The 15,049-nt window shown below is 69.1% G+C and carries 14 protein-coding genes; 2 read left to right on the forward strand and 12 right to left on the reverse strand.

Going from position 1 to position 15,049, the window contains the following annotated elements; translation table 11 throughout:
- Positions 1-66 precede the first annotated feature (66 nt).
- The 12 genes from RBB34_RS09025 to RBB34_RS09080 form a co-directional block, all read right to left on the reverse strand.
- Positions 67-1,659, reverse strand: coding sequence for an ABC transporter ATP-binding protein (locus tag RBB34_RS09025; protein ID WP_306118883.1), 1,593 nt, complete (start codon positions 1,657-1,659; stop codon positions 67-69).
- Positions 1,660-1,706: 47 nt separating this feature from the next.
- On the reverse strand, positions 1,707-2,741 hold the full coding sequence (locus RBB34_RS09030) for a BMP family ABC transporter substrate-binding protein (RefSeq protein ID WP_306118884.1): 1,035 nt from the start codon (positions 2,739-2,741) through the stop codon (positions 1,707-1,709).
- A 25-nt stretch (positions 2,742-2,766) separates the two neighbouring features.
- A complete protein-coding gene (locus tag RBB34_RS09035; RefSeq protein WP_306118885.1) occupies positions 2,767-3,558 on the reverse strand; it encodes a GntR family transcriptional regulator in 792 nt (263 codons plus the stop codon).
- Positions 3,559-3,665: 107 nt separating this feature from the next.
- Entirely contained in the window at positions 3,666-4,718 is a 1,053-nt protein-coding gene (locus tag RBB34_RS09040; protein ID WP_306118886.1) for a dihydrodipicolinate synthase family protein, read from the reverse strand.
- Positions 4,715-5,398 carry a TetR/AcrR family transcriptional regulator gene (locus RBB34_RS09045; protein WP_306118887.1) on the reverse strand — a complete coding sequence of 228 codons (684 nt, stop codon included), beginning with the start codon at positions 5,396-5,398 and terminating at the stop codon, positions 4,715-4,717. The genes RBB34_RS09040 and RBB34_RS09045 overlap by 4 nt, the downstream gene beginning before the upstream one ends.
- Positions 5,385-6,413, reverse strand: a complete 1,029-nt coding sequence (locus RBB34_RS09050) for an NAD(P)-dependent oxidoreductase (RefSeq protein ID WP_306118888.1) — start codon at positions 6,411-6,413, stop codon at positions 5,385-5,387. The genes RBB34_RS09045 and RBB34_RS09050 overlap by 14 nt, the downstream gene beginning before the upstream one ends.
- A gap of 29 nt (positions 6,414-6,442) precedes the next feature.
- Positions 6,443-7,897 carry a mandelate racemase gene (locus RBB34_RS09055; protein WP_306118889.1) on the reverse strand — a complete coding sequence of 485 codons (1,455 nt, stop codon included), beginning with the start codon at positions 7,895-7,897 and terminating at the stop codon, positions 6,443-6,445.
- The gene (locus tag RBB34_RS09060) at positions 7,894-8,736 is read right to left on the reverse strand and encodes a sugar phosphate isomerase/epimerase family protein (RefSeq protein WP_306118890.1); all 843 of its coding nucleotides are present in this window, start codon (positions 8,734-8,736) and stop codon (positions 7,894-7,896) included. Before RBB34_RS09060 ends, RBB34_RS09055 begins: the two co-directional genes overlap by 4 nt.
- A gap of 2 nt (positions 8,737-8,738) precedes the next feature.
- A complete protein-coding gene (locus RBB34_RS09065) occupies positions 8,739-9,236 on the reverse strand; it encodes a tripartite tricarboxylate transporter TctB family protein (protein ID WP_306118891.1) in 498 nt (165 codons plus the stop codon).
- Positions 9,233-10,282: a Gfo/Idh/MocA family oxidoreductase gene (locus tag RBB34_RS09070; RefSeq protein WP_306118892.1), complete on the reverse strand. Its 1,050-nt coding sequence runs from the start codon at positions 10,280-10,282 to the stop codon at positions 9,233-9,235. Before RBB34_RS09070 ends, RBB34_RS09065 begins: the two co-directional genes overlap by 4 nt.
- Positions 10,275-11,792, reverse strand: a complete 1,518-nt coding sequence (locus RBB34_RS09075) for a tripartite tricarboxylate transporter permease (RefSeq protein WP_306118893.1) — start codon at positions 11,790-11,792, stop codon at positions 10,275-10,277. The genes RBB34_RS09070 and RBB34_RS09075 overlap by 8 nt, the downstream gene beginning before the upstream one ends.
- Positions 11,793-11,884: 92 nt before the next feature.
- Entirely contained in the window at positions 11,885-12,898 is a 1,014-nt protein-coding gene (locus tag RBB34_RS09080; protein WP_306118894.1) for a tripartite tricarboxylate transporter substrate binding protein, read from the reverse strand.
- 169 nt (positions 12,899-13,067) lie between these two features.
- Between RBB34_RS09080 and RBB34_RS09085 the strand changes: the two genes are divergently transcribed.
- Complete coding sequence (locus tag RBB34_RS09085; protein ID WP_306118895.1) at positions 13,068-14,069, forward strand: succinylglutamate desuccinylase/aspartoacylase family protein; 1,002 nt, start codon at positions 13,068-13,070, stop codon at positions 14,067-14,069.
- A 3-nt stretch (positions 14,070-14,072) separates the two neighbouring features.
- Positions 14,073-15,014 carry a threonine/serine dehydratase gene (locus tag RBB34_RS09090; RefSeq protein WP_306118896.1) on the forward strand — a complete coding sequence of 314 codons (942 nt, stop codon included), beginning with the start codon at positions 14,073-14,075 and terminating at the stop codon, positions 15,012-15,014.
- Positions 15,015-15,049: the final 35 nt, after the last annotated feature.

Consider the following 15,049-nt stretch of genomic DNA (forward strand, 5'->3'; position numbering starts at 1 on the left):
TTGGGCCATCGTCAGCAACCGGACGCCCTACGCGACAAACTTCAAAAATGCTGCTTGACTCAAACATTAGGCTGCCACGTCCCGGCCGCTATCGGTCTGCAGCATCAGCCGGCCGATCGCCTCGGCCGTCGCCTCGGCCGCATCGATCGTGCCGACGATCCGGCCCTCGGCCATCACCACGATGCGGTGGCACAGCGCGATCAGCTCGTCGATCTCCTCGGAGACGACGAGCACCGCGCCGCCATCGCGCGCATAGTCGCGGATGATGCCGTGTATGGCGGCGATGCCGCCCAGATCGACGCCGCGCGTGGGTTGGGCGATCACCATCAGGCGCGGATCGGAGGCGATCTCGCGCGCGAAGACGACCCGCTGCTGATTGCCGCCCGAAAGGCTGCTCGCCGGGTCGGCGAGCCGGCCGTAACGCACATTGAGACGGGCCAGCCGCTCGCGCGCGGCCGCGCCGAAGGCGCGCAGATCGATGAGCGGGCCGGCGCGGTATTGCGGCGCGCGCTGGCTGGCCGCCATCACGTTGTCGCCGATGGTTGCCGACCTGGCGAGCCCTTCATGGCCGCGATCGGGGCTGACGAAGCCGACGCCCGCGCGCCGGAAGGCGGCATTGTCCTTTCCCGTCAGGTCCGTGCCGGCAAGGCCGATCGTGCCCGAGGCCGGCGCGCGCAGCCCTGTCAGGCATTGGGCCAGTTCGTCCTGCCCATTGCCGGAAACGCCGGCAACGCCGACGATCTCGCCGCGATGGACGGCAAGGTCGATATCGAAGAGCGGGTGCGACCGGTCGACCGAGATTGCGCACAGCCCCGTGACCGAGAGCAGCGGCGCGCCGTCCCCGTCGGCGCCGAACTCGGTGCGCGCGGCATGCGGCACCACGCCGCCATCGCCGATGATGTGCCCGGTCAGCGTGTCGATATCGGTCTGCGCGACGGGCGTCGAGGCGATGATCGCGCCGCGCCGCATCACGGTCACCCGGTCGGCGAGCGCCATCACCTCGTGCAGCTTGTGGCTGATGAAGACGATCGAGGTGCCCTCGGCCCGCAACTGGCGCAGCAGCACGAACAACTCGTCCACCTGCTGCGGCGCCAGCACGGCGGTCGGCTCGTCCAGGATCACCGTGCGCATGCCACGCCGCAGCAGCCGGAAGATCTCCACATATTGGCGCACATGCACCGGCGCGGCGCCGCCGCGGCGATCCCAGTCGATCTCGATGCCGGCGCGCGCCGCCATTTGCGCGCCCTGCCCGCGCGCGGCCGCCCAGTCGATCAGCGCCAGCGGCCCGCCGCCGCCGCGCGGCGGCTCGTCGCCCAGCACGAAATTCTCCAGCAGGCTCAGATCCGGCGCCAGCATGAATTCCTGATGCACCATACCGATGCCGAGCCCCAGCGCGTGCTGCGGATCGCGCAGCCGGATCGGTTCGTCCTGGTGGATGATGGTGCCGGTATCGGGCTGTTCGAGCCCCTGCAACAGGCGCATCAGGGTCGACTTTCCGGCCCCGTTCTCGCCGACGATGGCGTGGATTTCGCCCGGCGCGACGCCCAGCGTGATGTCGCGATTGGCCAGCACGGCGCCATAGCGCCTGGAAACGCCCTGCGCACCGAGCCGGATCGCCACGCCGTCGACGCCGGCAGCTTTGTGGACTGGATGGGTCACGCCGTCTCTCGTGGCGGTGGCCGGCGGGCGCCCGCGACGGCCGCGGTTTACTGGAAGAACGTCGGATAGCCCTGCGTGGAGACGTCCCAGACCTCGATCTCGCCATCGATGATCTGCTGGCGCATCTCGGCAATGCGGTCCAGATAGTCCTGCGGGATCATGTCGCGCGTGTATTCCATCTCGGTCAGCGCCACGCCGTTCTCGGCAAGCCCGAAATCGAGCACTTCGCCGCCCGGAAAGTCGCCGGCCGCATAGTCCTCGATCACCGACTGCACGGCGACGTCGACGCGCTTGATCACGCTGGTCAGCACGTTGCCCGGCGCCATGGAATCCTGGTCGGTGTCGACGCCGATGGCGAACCTGCCCTCGGCCTTGGCGGCCTCGATGATGCCGATGCCGGTGCCGCCGGCGACCTGGTAGACGATATCGGCGCCCTCGTCGAACATGGCCCGGGCGAGCTGTTCGCCCTTGGCCGGATCGCCGAAGGATTCCGCATAGGCCACCTTGACCTCGACATCGGGGTCGACGGCCTTCGCGCCCTCGATATAGCCGGAGATGAACTTGTCGATGCCCGGCGACTTCACCCCGCCGATCACGCCGATCACGGCGTCCTCGTTGATGCCCTCGATCGAGGTGTCGGTGGTCACCTGCGCGGCCAGCGCACCGGCGAGATACGAGCCCTCATGCTCGCCGAACACGACCGAGGCGATGTTCTCGCCCTGCCGGGTCTGGTTCATGATCACCCAGTTGGCGTCGGGATAGTCGGGGGCGAGGTTTTCCATGGGCTCGCCATGGATCCATTCAAGGCTGATGATCAGCCCGAAACCGCCATCGGCGGCGCGGCGCATGATTTCCTCGCCCTGGGCGACGACATCCTTGGATTCGATCGTCCGCCCCTCGAGCCCGGTGGCTTCGATCGCCGCCTGATAGCCGGCATGGGCGGTATCGTTCCACGAGCCGTCGCCGAGCCCGCCCTGCGCGATGATCAGCGCGACAGGCGCGGTTTCGGCCTGTGCGGCGACCGGCGCGAGCGCTGTGCCGGCCAGCGCCATGGCGGCGCCGAATGCAGTCAAGGTTTTCATTTCACTCCCCTTTGCGGTGACATGGTCAAGCCGTGAACCCTTCGCTCGATGCGGCCAGGCGCGGCCCCTTGCTGGCGTCGCGATGACCGCGCACGAGATGGGCGTCATAGGTGTAGTAGTCGGCGCGATAGACGGCCTCGACGGCCTCGATCAGTTCGCCGTCATCGGCATAGCTCATGCGCAGCACGACGATCACCGCCGCCGGCGCCGTAATGTCGAGCAGCGCGCATTCCTGGGCGGTGGCCAGCCGCGCCGTGACGCGCTCGCGCGCCTCGCAGATGCCCAGCCCCGCCTCGCCAAAGGCGCGATAGAGCGAAAAATCCGGCGCATCGAGGCGTTCGTCGCCCTTTGCGCCGAGCGCCGGCACCCGGTGGCACACCCAGACCGGCAGCAGCGAATTGTGCACCGCGCAGGGGGTGGCATCGACATGGCGCACCCGGCGAAGCAGCATGGTCGGCACGGAAAGGCCGAGCTGGCGCGCTTCTTCGGCACTGGCGGGGCGAAACTCGATCGGCGTCTGGCGCGTGTCGTGCCCGTCCCTGCGAACCGTCTCGGTAAAGCTCAGCAATTGCCCGGCCTTGCGGTGCAGCGAGCGGCTGGCGACGAAACTGCCCGCCCCCTGGCGCCGGGTCACGAAACCCTGGTCGACGAGCTGGCCGATGGCGCGCACCACCGTGCCGCGACTGACCCCGTTGCGGGCCGAGAGTTCGGCCTCGCTGGGCAGCCGGTCGCCGGCCTGCCATTCGCCGCTCTCGATTCGGCCGCGAAGCTCCTCGGCGAGCAGGCTGTAGCGTGGGGCGCGGGGCATCTGGTCCATGCGGCGACGCTAAACTGCGCTAGTTGACTAGTCAACTTCGAAATCATGACGCCGCCGATCGCGCACCGCGGGCGGTCGCGACGGCGCCGCCGGCGCCGCCGGCGCGTTCAGGCGAGCCAGCGTTCGAGATTTGCGCGCACGAATGCGTCGTCGGTCAGTTCGGGATAGTCGCGGCAAATGCGGTCGAGTTCGTCCGCCTGTCCCGGCCCCATCGCCTCGTTGGGATCGAGGCACCACGTCCCCTCCAGCAGTCCCTGCCGGCGCAGCACCTCGTGAATGGCGGCGATGCAGCCGGCGAAATCGTTGGCGACATCGAACAGGACGCCGTTGGCGTCGGTCACGCGCGCGTCGAGCTCGAGCCACGCATCCGTCGAGCGCGCCTCGGGCCGGTTGTGGATCTCGTCGAGCAGTTCGACCGCCCGCTTCGTCCACACGGCCCAGTGGCCGAGCAGTCCGCCCCGGATCCGCACGGTCACCGGTACGCCCTCGCGCCTGAAGGTGAACGGGGTCAGCAGATCGGCGACGATGTGATCGTCATTGCCGGTATAAAGCGTGATGCGGTCCTCGGCCCGCGCCTCGATCACCGCGCGCACCACATCGAGCGTGCGATAGCGGTTGAACGGCGCGATCTTGATCGCCACGACGTTCTCGATGCCCGCGAAGTCCTTCCAGAAGCGGTGCGACAGGCGCTGGCCGCCCACCGCCTCCTGCAAGTAGAAGCCGACCAGCGGCAGCACCTCGGCGACCGCGCGGCAATGGGCGACCAGTTCGGCTTCGGAGCGGTCCTTGAGCGCGGCCAGGCTCAGCAGCACCGCGTGATAGCCGTGGGCGCGGGCGATCTGTGCTTCGCGCACCGCATTGGCGGTATCGCCCACCGCCCCGGCGACCATCACCGGCTCGCAGGCCCGCGCCGCCGCTTCCTCGGCGGCCAGCGCCAGCACCGGCTCGAAAAGGCCGTGCTGGCGGATTTCGAACTGCGTGGTGTGCACGCCCACCGCGAGCCCGATCGCGCCGGCATCGAGATAGTAGCGCGACAGGGCGCGCTGGCGCCGCTCGTCGAGCCTGCGCCCCGCGTCGAGCGCGAGCGGATGGGCCGGAATGACACCGCCGCGCCGCAGCGCCTGATACGGTGTCGAGGCAAGGTCTGGCTTGGCCGTCACGATAGCGTCTCCCGATCGCCTGCCCCGGGCCGCAGATAGCCCAGAACGACCTCGACGATGTGCCCGCGCCGGGCGCGTGCGACATCGGGCGTTCGCGGCAGGTCGAAGATTTCCGAAAGGGTCGCCCGGTTGGCCGTGAAGAAATAGGCGACCGAGGCGATGGTGATGTAAAGCTGCACCGGATCGACGCCGGCGCGGAACACGCCCTGCCGTTCGCCCCGGTCCAGGATGCGCCGGATCACCGCGACCAGCGGCGTGGTCAGCCGGCGCGCGTCGCCGGTGTCCCTGAGGTGGACGGCACCGTGCAGGTTCTCCTCGTTGAGCAGCTTGATGAAGCTGGGATTGCGCTGGACGTAGTCGAAGGAGAATTCGACCAGCCGGCGCATTGCCGTCTCCGGCGGAAGGTGCTCGAGGTCGAGCGCCTGCTCGGCGCTGCGGATCCTGTGATAGGTGCGCTCGAGCACGGCGGCGAACAGTTCGTCCTTGCCGGCGAAGTAATGATAGATGAGCGCCTTGTTGCAGCCCGCGCGTTCGGCGATCGCCGCGATGCGCGTGCCGCCGAGCCCCTTTTCGGCGAACTCCCCCTCGGCCGCGTCCAGGATGCGCCGGCGGGTGGCCACGGCGTCGCGCTGCGGCGCCGTCGCCGCGACCGCGCCCTCGGCCGCGTCAGTATGTGCCATCGCGCACCTCGAATCGCGTCGGCTTGCCGAGCGTCTTGCCGCCGCGCTTGAGCCAGTCGGCCGTCCAGTCGACCAGCACCGGCAGCGGCACGGTCGGATAGCCGAACAGGCGCTGCTGCCTGCCGGTGTCGACGATCCACGCTTCGTCCTGTTCGGCCCCCTCGAACGTCACGTCCTTGCCGAACAGGTCGCCAAAGCGCAGCGCAATCTGCCGCACCGAGGCCAGCTCCGGTCCCGACAGGTTGAGCACGAATGCGGGGTGATCGGCGTGCGCCAGCGTGCGCAGGGCGATGTCGTTGGCATCGCGCTGCCAGATCACGTTGCAGTGCCCGCTCGCCAGCGGCACCGGCTCGCCGTCGAGCACCGCGCGGGCGATATCGTGCAGGACGCCGTAGCGCAGGTCGATCGCATAGGACAGCCGGATCAGCGCAAGCCTGGTGCCGTGCACATTGGAGAAATGCTCGAACATGCGCTCGCGCCCGATGCAGGAATTGGCGTACTCGCCCGGCGGCGTGAGCGGGTCGCCCTCGCGTGCGCCGGGTCCGTGCACATCGGCGAAGGCATAGACGCACGCTGTCGAGAACACGGCGATGCGGCTGTCGCGGAAGGCCTCGGCGACGATGGCGGGCACATGCGAATTCATCGCCCAGGTCAGCGGCTGGTTGCCTTCCGAGCCGAACTTGCGGCCGGCCATGAACACCGCATTGGCGGTCTTTTCGAGCCCCTCGACCGCCGAACGGTCGAGCAGGTCGCAGGCGACGGTCTCGATGCCCCAACCCTCGAGACGGTCGCGCAGCGCCGCATCGGAAAACCGCGCGACGCCGATGACCCGCTTGTCCGGCGCCGCGCGCTTGGCCATGCGCGCCAGTGTGGGTCCCATCTTGCCGCCCACGCCCAGGATCGTGATGTCGCCCTCGAGCCGGGCGAGGGTCTCGACCAGCGCGTCGCTGGGCTGCGACAGCATGTCGTCGAGCATCGCCTCGTCTTCGATGGCCGGGGGCACTTGCGTTGTCATGGTGAAGGTCCTTGTTCTTGTCGTTTCCGTCAGTCGGCCCGCGCGGCGAGCGTCGCCGGGTCCCATTGCGCCGCCGGCGTCATGGCGTCGAGGTCGGGCGCACACGCCGTGCCCAGCCCCGGCACCTGCAGCGAGGCGATGTGCAGCCGGCCGGTCTCGGTGACCAGCCGCGCACCATCCGCTTCGGAGCGGTAGAGGTCGGCGTGATGGCCGACCGCGCACTCGATCTCGGCCGGCGTCAGATGGCCCAGACCGCCGAAATAGTGATGGCCGTTGCGCTCGACATGGCCGATGCCGAGTGTCGCCACCACGGCGAGATCGGCGTTGAGCGAGACGATCGGCAGGCAGCTCAGATCCTCGGCGGACTGGAAGTAGTGCCCCGCCCCCGCCTCGCTGTTGCGCCGCGCGATCAGCATGGCGTTGAGCAGCGAGTGGATGACGCCCTTGCAGTTCTTGTGGCTGACGCCGCGATAGCCCAGCGCCATCGCCTCGTGGAAGGCCGTCGTCCAGCCATCGGCCTCGTCGATCAGCATGGGCAGGCCGATGGTCGCAAGCGCGGCCGCGTCGATCGGGCCGGCCATCGCCGCATCGCGCGTGACGGGCTGTTCGATGAACAGCGTCCGGCCCAGCAGGCGCGCTACGGCCTCGCTCGCGCGGATCGTCTCCAGATAGCCGGCGAACGCATCGATATCGGCGAACTGCTCGTTGCCGTCGAGCGTGATCGCGATGTCGCGGCCGGTCGCCTCGATCAGCCGGCTCATCCGCGCCAGCCGCTCGCGGTCTTCCTCCAGCGTGCCGCCGATCTTGACCTTCAGATAGGACAGATTGTCGTGCGCGATGTAGTCCTCGAGCGTCTCGGGGGCGCCGTCGCCGCGCCGGTCGGCCGGTGCGATCTCGTCGGCGAAGATGGGATCGGCGAGCCCGACCGTGTGCCGCAGACCGATATCGGCGGCCGGCACGGCGGGCAGCGCCTCGGCGACCGTCATGCCGGCCAGTTCGTCGAACACGGTTTCGGGCGCCAGCGCCAGGTCGTTGTCGACAACCAGGTTGAAGAAGGGCTTTCCGAGCGCCCGGCCGAGCGCGTCGATCATCGCCCGCTCGACCATCGAAACGCCGAAGGACGCGCCCAGATGGTTGAAGCCGGCGGCGATCGCACGGTCGTGGATCTCGGCATCCAGCGCGCGCCAGTTCTCGAACGGGTTCGCCGCCTGCATCGCGCTTGCCGCGGCGATGGCATCCCCGCAGACGCCGATCAGGTCGGTGACATTGTCCTGCGGCGTCTTTTCGGGGCGCTTGTCGAACCATTTGTAGGCCAGAAGATCGGAGGCGTAGCCGGTCAGGCGGGTGCCGTTCACGCTGACGTCGAGCGCCAGCGTGGCGCTGGCGACCTTCTCGATGGTCACCACGCCGAAGCGGAACGGCATGCGCGCATCGATATTGACGATGCCGATCCGGCCTTCATGCACCTTGAGGCGATGGGTCACGCATGGTCTCCTTTTGCGGCCTCGATGAGACCGCGCACATAGCCGATCGCGCGGGCGGCCGAGGCCGGCCCGTCCGGGTGATAGTCGAAGGGCTCGATTCCGATCAGCCCGTCATAGCCGTGATCGGCGAGCGTGCGCACGATCGGCGCGAACCGGTGTTCGCCCTGGCCCGGCCCGCGCCGATTGGACTCGTTGAAGTGGATATGGGCGATCATGCCGCCCGGCAGGTGGCGCGCCAGCACCGCCTGCGGTTCGTCGGCCTCCCCGCCCCAGGCCGCCGAGGTGTCGAGCATGGTCCTGAGCCCGGCCGTATCGGCGCGGGCGATCAGCGCGAGCGCCTCGTCGACCGAATTGACGAAGTCGGTCAGCACCGGCGACAGCGGCTCCAGACAATAGGTCAGCCCGGCCGCCTGCGCCGCCGCGCCCGCCGCCTGCAGGTGACGCACGGCGACCTCCTCGGCGCGTTCGCGGCTTTCGGCATGGGCAATGGCGCGCTGTGCGGGCGAGCCGTGAACGATCACCGAGCCGCCGAGCTGATGGCACAATTCGACCATTGCCAGCATGTGATCGCGCGTGCGGCTGCCCGTCGCCGGGTCGTCGCTCGTCAGCGAAATGCCTTCCGGCACGTTCATCAGCCAGTGCAACCCGGTGATGGCGATGCCGGCGTCTTCGGCCATGGCGCGAATCTGCCGCGCCCGGTCGCCGCGCACCGTCGCCGGCTGGTCCGACAGCGTGAAGGGCGCGATCTCCAGCCCGTCATAGCCCAGTGCGGCAGCGAAACGGCACTGGTCGGCGATGTCCAGATCGGCGATGACTTCATTGCAAAGCGTGATGCGCATTTTCACCCCGGCAGCGTGACGAGAAAGAGTTTGGTGAACACCCCCCATATGGCGATGGTTGCAACGCCCGACAGCACCGCGGCGCCCAGCGCGGTGCGCGCCAGCGAGGCGGTGCGGTCCGTGCGCATCCACTCGGCAATGAAGGTGAACACGAAAATGAACCCGGCGGTCGCCGGGACGAAGGGCACCTGTCCGAAAAGGCCGATGCCGTAGACCACGATGGCGCCGATGGTGAAGCCGGTGCGCAGCGCCGAGGCGCGGTCCCAGTTGGCGATGCCCGGATTGCGATCCTCGCCGCCACCGCGCAGGCCGCGCAGCATGAGCGCGATGCCGAGCACCAAGATGATCGCCGACAGCAGTCCGGGCGTGATGCCCGGCGCCGTCAGCGGATCGATGTTGCGCTCGGCAAAGCGCGGCATGCGCCACGAGGCGGTCAGCGCCGCCGCCCCGAAGACGGTGACCACCAGGCCCGCAATGGCATCCACGCGCCTGACGCTCATGCGGCCCGCCCTCCGCGCGCGATCTCGATTTCGGCCAGTGCCGCCCGGTCGATGGCCGCCGGCAGCGCCTCGACGAGCCGGGCGAGGTCGCAAACCGCCCAGCGCGGCGGCACCATGACCGGGCTTCGGCCGTCGACCGCCTCCAGGAACCGCGCAAAGCCGGCCGCCAGCAGCGATTGCGGCGTGACATTCTCGACGGTCTCCACCACCGGTTCGCCCGGCAGCGGGCGGACGATCGCCTCGTCCTCCTCGAAGCGGACCGGCCGCAATTCGAGCCGGTTGGCGTTGAAGTCGAGCGTCAACGTGCCCGCTTCGCCGACGACACGCAGATATTTGTCGGTGCGCGCGCCGGGCGCGAACGGATCGTCCGCGGCGCCGGGCGCCAGCATGCCCAGCCCCAGCCGCGCCGGAAGATCGTCGCCGAAGGTCAGATCGAGCGCCAGATCGTCATAGCCGGTGCCGCGGAAACGCCCAATGGCGCGTGCCCCGATCCGCGAAATTGGCCGGCCGGCGAACAGGCGCATCAAATCGATGATGTGCAGCCCGTCATTTTCCAGAAGGCTGACCGCGCGGAATCGCCGCTTCCAGCCGGCAAAGCGGCCCTCCATCAGGGTCGGCCGCCCGACGGCCCCGCCGGCGAGCATCTGCCGGGCCCGCGCGACCAGCGGATGCATGCGCAGGATGAACCCGACCTGCAGCGGCAGGCCGCTGTCCTCGAGCCGCGCCATCAGCGCGTCCGCCTGGGCGACCGAAGCGACGGCCGGCTTTTCGAGCAGCACCGGCTTGCCGGCGTCGAGGGCGGCCATGGCGAGATCGAAATGGGTCGCCGGCGGCGAGACGATGTCGACGATGTCGGCACCGGCGATCGCGGCCACCGGATCGGCGGCGATGCGGGCCTGGGCAATGCCGTCGGCCGCCGCGCGCGCCCGCGCTCCTGCCCCCGGCTCGGCAATGCCGAGTTCGATATCGGCGCCCAGCGCCCGCCAGGCGGCCGCATGCTGCGCGCCGAACGCGCCGTAGCCGCAGATCAGGACGCGCCTAGGCATTGGCCTTCTCCTGCCCGCGCCGGAACAGCCGCGCCAGCGCCCGCCGCACCGGCGCAAGGCCGACGATGACGACGACCAGCACCAGCCCGGCCAGGATCGCGCTGATCGGCCGCGAGACGAAATCCATCGGGTCGCCCTGGCTCAGCGACAGGCTGCGCCGGAAGTTGGCGTCCAGGATCGGCCCCAGAACGACGCCCAGGATCAGCGGGGCGACCGGAAAGCCCGCCTCGCGCATCAAGAAGCCCAATATGCCGAAGGCGACCATCACATAGACATCGAACACGCGCCCGGCCACGGCAAAGGCGCCCACCGCGCACAGCGCGAAGATGACGCCGAGCAGCCATTCGCGCCGCACCTGCAGGATCATCAGCAGCGGCCGCGTGAGCGCGATGCCGAGCACGAAGATCGCAACGCTCGCCCAGAACACCATGGCGACGATCGAAAAGAAGAAATCCGGCTGGGTGATCATGATCAGCGGACCCGGCCGCAGCCCGTGGATCACCATGGCGGCCAGCAGCACCGCCGCCGGCGCCGAGCCGGGTATGGCGAGCGTCAGCACCGGCACGAGGGCGCCGGGCACGGCGGCACTGTTGCCGGTTTCGGCGGCGAGCAGCCCTTCCACCGAGCCGCGGCCGTATTGCCCCTGCTCGCGGGCGGCGCGCCGGGCCGCCGCGTAGGACACCCAGGACCCCATGTCCTCGCCGACGCCCGGCACCACGCCCATGAACGTGCCGATCAGCCCCGAGCGCAGCCAGGTGCGCACCGAGCGCACGCCATTGCCCACGCCGCGCAGCACCGACTGCGCATTGGCCCGCACCACCTCGCCCGCCGGCTGGCGCATGACCGAGATCACCTCGGCGCAGCCGAACGCGCCCACCAGCACCGGCAGCAGGCCGAATCCGCCCTCAAGGTCCCGATAGCCATAGGTGAAACGCGAATAGGCGTGGATGCTCTCCTGGCCGACCATGGCGATGAACAGGCCGAAGAAGCCGGCGATCCAGCCCTTGAGCGGATCGTCGAGCGCGGTCAGCTGGCCGCACAGCGTGATGCCGAAGATCGCCAGCCAGAAGAACTCGAAGGAGGTGAATTCGAGCGCGAACTCGGCCAGCACCGGCGCGATCATGGCAAGCCCGACCATGCCCGCCATGGTGCCCAGGAACGAACCGGTCGTCGCCACCGCCATGGCTTCGCCGGCGCGTCCGGAGACGGCCAGCGGATGGCCGTCGAGCGCCGTCGCCGCATTGGCCGGCGTGCCGGGAATGTTGAGCAGGATCGCCGAGCGGCTGCCGCCGTAGATGGCGCCGATGTACACGCACACCAGGATCAGGATCGCCGACTGGGCCGGCATGGTGAAGGTCAGTGTCGCCACCAGCGCCACGCCGAGCGTCGCCGTCAGCCCCGGGATCATGCCGACGACGATGCCCAGCAGCGTCGCCCAGGCCACGTGCACGATCTGGCCCGAAAGCGCGATCTGGGCGATCGCGCCGGCAAATTGGGACAAGCCTTCCATGGCGTCAGATCTACCCGACCTGGCGTTGCGGGGGAACCAAGTGGAAAACGGCGGCTGACCGCGTCAGCCGCCGTTCCGGGAGGTCCGCGACCTTATTCGGGCCGCGGGATGCCGAAATCGGCCGGGCTGTTGGGCGCGGTCTGCGCCTCGTATTGCTGCCAGGCATTGATGCTCAGGAAGGGCATGGCCTTCTCGGCGGCTTCCTGGCCATAGGAGGGATCGAAGATGGCCGCGCGCTCGGCGGCGAACTTCCGCAGCGCCTCGGAATCGGCGATCTCGTTCTCCCAGACCGCATCGAGCGTGTTCAGGATGTTCTCGGGCGTGTCGGCCGGAACGAAGACGCCGAAATAGTTCGGCGCGGTGCGGATCTCCGGAAGCCAGTCGGTGATCGGCGGGATGGTGCCGTCATAGCCGTCGATCTCGAGCGCCGTGCCTGCGACGGCGGCGAGCGGCCGCAGGCGGCCGGCGCGGATCATGTCGACCTGCTCGGTCGCCGTGGCGGCCGTCATCTGGGTTTCGCCGGCGACCGTCGAGATCACCGCCGGATTGCCGCCCTCATAGACGATCTGCCGGTAGTTGATGTCGGCCACCGCGTCGATCGCCTGCATGTTGACGGCCGTTGCCGAGGTCAGACCGGCCGAGGAGACGGTGATCGGCTCTTCGGCGGTCTTGAGCGCCTCCAGCAGTTCGCCGAAATCGTCCCACTCGCTGTCGGCGGGCACGGAAATCAGGCCGGGATAGGCGACATGCAGATAGAGCCGCCAATCGTCGAGCGTGGCGTCCAGCGTGCCGATCACCGGATAGGCGCCAAGATCGCCGGCCGCGCCGGCGGCCATGGTCAGCCCGTCGCGATCGGACTCCCAGACCGAGCGCGTGCCGACCGAACCGGCCGCCCCCGGCTGGTTCATGACGACCACGTCCTGGCCGAGCGCCTCGGTCAGTTCGCCGGCCAGCACGCGGGTGACCGTGTCGGTCGAACCGCCCGCAGCCCACGGCACGATGATCGTGATCGGGCTTTCGGGTTGCCAATCCTGCGCGTTCGCGGTCAGCGGCATCGCCACCAGGGCGACGGCGGCGGCCGCCAGAACTCCAATGCGAGACAGCATGCGCTGTGTCCTCCCTAATTAACTAAACGGTTAGTTAGTAAGCATCCGGCCCGGAGGCTGTCAAGTCTGGCATCGCCGACCCATGGCTTGACAGGGACGCCCGTCGCATCGCTTATCCGGGCAGGCAATTTCATATGGAAAACCGGGACTTGGCAGGGCGGAGACAGACATGGGCACCGATATCGGCTGGACGGACATCGATTTTGACAGGCCCGGCAAGCAGACCGGCTTCTTCAACCTGCCCAACTCGGTGCATGACGATGCCTGGGGCGTCGTGCCCATCCCGCTGACCGTCATCGCCAACGGATCGGGGCCGACGATCATCCTGCAGGGCGGCAATCACGGCGACGAATACGAAGGGCCGATCGTGCTTGGCGAACTGATCCGCGATCTCGATCCGGCGACGATCAGCGGCCGGCTGATCATCGTTCCGGCGATCAACCTGCCGGCGGTCGAGGCCGCCTCGCGCGTCTCGCCGGTGGACGGGCTCAACATGAACCGGACGTTCCCCGGCGACCGGCTCGGCTCGCTGACCCGGCAGATCACCGCCTTTGTCCACGACACGCTGTTTGCCATGGCCGATGCCTTCGTCGACCTGCATTCGGGCGGCTCGTCGCTAGCCATCGTGCCCGCCGCGATCGTCGAGCCGTCCGAGAATGCCGAACTGGCGCGCAAGAACCGCGAGGCGGTCATGGCCTTCGGTGCGCCGATGAACGTGGTGATCTCCAACTATGGCGACCCGCGCACCTCGACCGCCTCGGCCGTGCGCGCCGGGCTGGTCACGGTCGGCACCGAAATGGCCGGCGCCGGCACCGTCACGCCCGAGGCGGTGCGGGTATGCCGGCGCGGCGTGCGCAACCTGCTGGTCCATTTCGGCGTCACCGAAGGGCAGATCGAGCGGCCGCAGACGGCAAGCGGCGAACTTCACGCCATTGCCGGCACGCATTCTTATGTTATCGCTCCCAGCCATGGCGTGTTCGAGCCGTATCACGAGCTTGGCGCGACGGTCCGCGCCGGCGAGCCGGCCGGCCGCGTTCACGCCCTCGCCGACCCCGCGAGCCCGCCGCGCGAACTGGCCTTCGGCGCCGACGGCATCGTCTTTGGCCGGCGCCATTTCGGTCGCGTCCGGCCGGGCAATTGCTGCCTGGTCGTCGCCTCGCCCACGGAGTAGGCAATGATCGAACTTGACGACATCAAGACCGCCGCCGAGCGCATCGCAGGCCACGTCCGGCGCACGCCGCTGATGGCGGCCACCGCGCTCGAGGCCCCGCCCACCCGTGCCGCGCTGCATCTCAAGCTAGAATGCCTGCAGGCGTCCGGCTCGTTCAAGGCGCGCGGGGCGACCAACAAGCTGCTGGCGACGCCGCCCGAGGCGCTGAAGGCCGGCGTCGTCACCGCTTCGGGCGGCAATCACGGCCTGGCCGTCGCCCGCGCGGCCCGCTCGATCGGCGCGTCCGCGACGATTTTCGTCACCACCAGCACCACGCAGGCCAAGGTCGACAAACTCAACGCGCTTGGCGCCGACGTCACCGTGATCGGCTCGGTGTGGAACGAGACCAACGAGCATGCGCTTGCCTTCGCGGACCGGCACGGCGCGGCCTATTTCCATCCCTTCGCCGACCCGCTCGTGGTCGCCGGCCAGGGCACGCTGGCGCTGGAGATCCTCGACCAGAACCCCGGTCTCGACACGGTGCTGATCGCCATTGGCGGTGGCGGTCTGATCACCGGCATGTCGGTGGCGCTCAAGGCGCTCAAGCCCGATATCCGCATCATCGGCATCGAGCCGGTCGGCGCGCCGACCTTTCACGCCTCCGTCGCCGCCGGCGGCGTGGTCGCGCTCGATGCCGTGACGACGCGCGTCGCCACCATGGCCTGCGCGAAGACGGACGAAGCGCTCTTCGAACGCGCCCGCCCCCTGATCGACGAGATCGTTCTGCTCGAGGACGCCGAGATGCTCGACGCGGCGAAGTGGCTGTGGTTCGAGATGGGCCTCGCCGCCGATCTCAGCGGCGCCGCCGCCGTCGCCGCGCTGCGCACCGGCAAGGTCGCGCTTCCGCCCGATGCGGTCGCCTGCGCACTGGTCTGTGGCGCAGGTCCCGACGCGCTGATGGACTGATCGAACCTCGACCGCGCTTGACTTGGGCGCAACGC

This window comes from Roseitalea sp. MMSF_3546 (genome assembly GCF_030732865.1).
Lineage (GTDB): Bacteria > Pseudomonadota > Alphaproteobacteria > Rhizobiales > Rhizobiaceae > Roseitalea.

Bases quoted from the DNA above. Each gene is read 5' to 3' on its own strand.
- RBB34_RS09070 (WP_306118892.1), bottom strand. From the start codon at position 10,282: ATGCCTAGGCGCGTCCTGATCTGCGGCTACGGCGCGTTCGGCGCGCAG.
- RBB34_RS09030 (WP_306118884.1), bottom strand. From the start codon at position 2,741: ATGAAAACCTTGACTGCATTCGGCGCCGCCATGGCGCTGGCCGGCACA.
- RBB34_RS09065 (WP_306118891.1), bottom strand. From the start codon at position 9,236: ATGAGCGTCAGGCGCGTGGATGCCATTGCGGGCCTGGTGGTCACCGTC.
- RBB34_RS09090 (WP_306118896.1), top strand. From the start codon at position 14,073: ATGATCGAACTTGACGACATCAAGACCGCCGCCGAGCGCATCGCAGGC.
- RBB34_RS09035 (WP_306118885.1), bottom strand. From the start codon at position 3,558: ATGGACCAGATGCCCCGCGCCCCACGCTACAGCCTGCTCGCCGAGGAG.
- RBB34_RS09050 (WP_306118888.1), bottom strand. From the start codon at position 6,413: ATGACAACGCAAGTGCCCCCGGCCATCGAAGACGAGGCGATGCTCGAC.
- RBB34_RS09060 (WP_306118890.1), bottom strand. From the start codon at position 8,736: ATGCGCATCACGCTTTGCAATGAAGTCATCGCCGATCTGGACATCGCC.
- RBB34_RS09080 (WP_306118894.1), bottom strand. From the start codon at position 12,898: ATGCTGTCTCGCATTGGAGTTCTGGCGGCCGCCGCCGTCGCCCTGGTG.
- RBB34_RS09075 (WP_306118893.1), bottom strand. From the start codon at position 11,792: ATGGAAGGCTTGTCCCAATTTGCCGGCGCGATCGCCCAGATCGCGCTT.
- RBB34_RS09045 (WP_306118887.1), bottom strand. From the start codon at position 5,398: ATGGCACATACTGACGCGGCCGAGGGCGCGGTCGCGGCGACGGCGCCG.
- RBB34_RS09085 (WP_306118895.1), top strand. From the start codon at position 13,068: ATGGGCACCGATATCGGCTGGACGGACATCGATTTTGACAGGCCCGGC.